Source organism: Necropsobacter massiliensis (genome assembly GCF_000827595.2).
In the GTDB taxonomy this organism is placed as follows: Bacteria; Pseudomonadota; Gammaproteobacteria; order Enterobacterales; family Pasteurellaceae; genus Necropsobacter; species Necropsobacter massiliensis.
On sequence record NZ_LN776196.1, the window covers coordinates 1 to 2,320 of the forward strand.

1 protein-coding gene is annotated in these 2,320 nt (G+C 53.6%); it reads right to left on the reverse strand.

The features are described from left to right. Nucleotides 1-2,320: coiled-coil domain-containing protein (locus BN3349_RS12110; protein ID WP_048736392.1), on the reverse strand; the 2,320-nt coding region annotated here is incomplete at both ends.

Here is a 2,320-nt window from a genome sequence, read left to right on the forward strand (position 1 = left end):
CAGCTACTAAAGCTTCATCGGCGGCAAGTTCTGCGATCAGCGCAGCGACAAATGCGGCCTCTTCGGCAACAGCTGCATCAACTTCTGCGTCTAGTGCAGAAAGTTCGGCTACCGCAGCGTCAAATTCTGCAACAGCGGCTTCAACATCCGCTTCTAGCGCATCAAGCTCGGCAAGTGCAGCGTCAAATTCAGCATCTAGTGCATCAAGCTCCGCGTCCAGTGCAGAAAGTTCGGCTAGCGCAGCTTCTAGTTCGGCAACGGCAGCCTCAACTTCTGCATCCAGCGCATCAAGCTCTGCAACAGCGGCATCAACCTCAGCATCTAGCGCAGAAAGTTCAGCTACCGCAGCGTCAAGTTCTGCGACCGCGGCATCAACTTCGGCATCTAGCGCATCGAGCTCCGCAAGCGCAGCGTCAAGTTCCGCGTCCAATGCAGAAAGCTCAGCTACCTCAGCTTCAAGTTCTGCATCTAACGCAAACAGTTCGGCGACCGCAGCATCAACTTCTGCGTCTAGTGCAGAAAGTTCGGCAACGGCAGCTTCAACTTCTGCATCCAGTGCATCAAGCTCTGCAAGCTCAGCCTCAACTTCTGCTTCTAATGCAGCAAGTTCCGCAACCGCAGCGTCAAGTTCTGCGTCTAGCGCAGAAAGCTCAGCTTCTAATGCCGAAAGCTCTGCAACAGCTGCGTCAACTTCGGCTTCTAATGCATCAAGTTCAGCTACCGCAGCATCAACTTCTGCGTCTAATGCAGAAAGTTCGGCAACGGCAGCTTCAACTTCTGCATCCAGTGCATCAAGCTCTGCAAGCTCAGCCTCAACTTCTGCTTCTAATGCAGCAAGTTCCGCAACCGCAGCGTCAAGTTCTGCGTCTAGCGCAGAAAGCTCAGCTTCTAATGCCGAAAGCTCTGCAACAGCTGCGTCAACTTCAGCTTCTAATGCATCAAGTTCAGCTACCGCAGCGTCAAGCTCTGCGACAGCGGCATCAACTTCAGCTTCTAATGCCGAAAGCTCCGCAACCGCCGCATCAACCTCAGCGTCTAGTGCATCAAGTTCTGCATCTAGCGCTAACAGTTCGGCAACGGCAGCTTCAACTTCTGCATCTAGTGCATCGAGCTCTGCAAGCTCAGCCTCAACTTCTGCTTCTAATGCAGAAAGCTCCGCAAGTTCAGCGTCAAGTTCTGCAAGCTCAGCTTCAACATCGGCTTCCAGTGCGGAAAGCTCTGCAAGTTCAGCATCAACATCCGCTTCTAGTGCAGCAAGCTCAGCAAGTGCAGCGTCAAGTTCCGCATCCAGCGCAGAAAGTTCCGCAACAGCAGCGTCAAGTTCAGCGTCTAGTGCAGAAAGTTCGGCTAGCGCGGCTTCAAGTTCAGCGTCTAGTGCAGAAAGTTCGGCTACCGCGGCTTCAAGTTCAGCTACCGCAGCGTCAACTTCTGCATCCAGCGCATCAAGCTCCGCAACTGCTGCATCGGGCTCAGCGTCTAGTGCATCAAGTTCTGCATCTAGCGCAGAAAGTTCCGCAACAGCAGCGTCAAGTTCTGCAACCGCGGCATCAAGTTCAGCGTCTAGTGCATCAACTTCTGCCTCTAATGCAGCAAGCTCGGCAACAGCAGCATCAAATTCAGCATCTAGCGCATCAAGCTCTGCTACTGCGGCGTCAAGTTCAGCGTCTAGTGCAGAAAGTTCAGCTACTAAAGCTTCATCCGCAGCAAGCTCGGCGATCAGCGCAGCGACAAATGCTGCCTCCTCGGCAACAGCTGCATCAACTTCGGCTTCTAATGCAGCGAGTTCTGCAAGTGCAGCATCAAGTTCTGCATCTAGCGCTAACAGTTCGGCAACGGCAGCCTCAACTTCTGCATCTAGCGCTAACAGTTCGGCAACAGCGGCATCAACTTCAGCTTCTAATGCCGAAAGCTCTGCAAGTGCAGCATCAACCTCAGCATCTAATGCCGCAAGTTCTGCAACCGCAGCATCAAGTTCAGCGTCTAGCGCATCAAGTTCAGCTAGCGCGGCTTCAAGTTCCGCATCCAGCGCAGAAAGCTCTGCAACCGCAGCATCAAGTTCAGCGTCTAGCGCATCAAGTTCAGCTAGCGCGGCTTCAAGTTCCGCATCCAGCGCAGAAAGCTCTGCAAGTGCAGCGTCAAGTTCCGCATCCAGCGCAGAAAGCTCTGCAAGTGCAGCTTCAAATTCAGCGTCTAGCGCATCAAGTTCAGCTAGCGCGGCTTCAAGCTCAGCGTCTAGTGCAGAAAGTTCGGCTACCGCGGCTTCAAGTTCAGCGTCTAGTGCAGAAAGTTCGGCTAGCGCGGCTTCAAGTTCAGCGTCTAG